The organism is Mesorhizobium sp. M7A.F.Ca.ET.027.03.2.1, assembly GCF_003999175.1.
Taxonomy (GTDB): domain Bacteria; phylum Pseudomonadota; class Alphaproteobacteria; order Rhizobiales; family Rhizobiaceae; genus Mesorhizobium.
On sequence record NZ_RZOM01001789.1, the window covers coordinates 1 to 580 of the forward strand.

The 580-nt window shown below is 56.7% G+C and carries 1 protein-coding gene; it reads left to right on the top strand.

Translation table 11 applies throughout. The features are described 5' to 3' along the window. Nucleotides 1-580: ATP-binding cassette domain-containing protein (locus EN750_RS38080; RefSeq protein ID WP_145968375.1), on the top strand; the 580-nt coding region annotated here is incomplete at both ends.

Consider the following 580-nt stretch of genomic DNA (forward strand, 5'->3'; position numbering starts at 1 on the left):
GTCTTGTTGGCGAAAATGGTTCGGGCAAATCCACCCTGATCAAGATTATTGCTGGCGTGCAGGCGCCCGATCCGGGTGGTCGCATCGTTCTGGAGGGTCGCGAACATTCTCGTTTGGACCCCATTCATTCCACTAAGAGTGGCATCCAGGTCATCTATCAGGATCTCTCCCTCTTTCCCAACCTATCCGTGGCTGAGAACATCGCCATCGGCAGCCACATGGGCTTGCCTCGGCTCGCGAATTGGAACCGCATAAGTGACATTGCGGCGAAAGCGATGGCTCGCATCAACGTCAATCTCGACCTGGAGACGATGGTGTCGGACCTCTCTATCGCAAACCGGCAACTGGTTGCGATTTGCCGTGCCATGGCCGCCGACGCAAAGCTGGTCATCATGGACGAGCCCACCGCCTCGTTGACCCGGCATGAGGTGGATGCTCTGCTGAGTGTCGTCAAAGACCTTAAGAGCAGAGACATTTGCACGGTGTTCGTATCCCACCGTCTCGATGAAGTAATGGAGATAGCCGAGCGCGTGACGGTTCTGCGAGACGGCGGCAAAGTGGGGACCTTTGATGCCAGCGA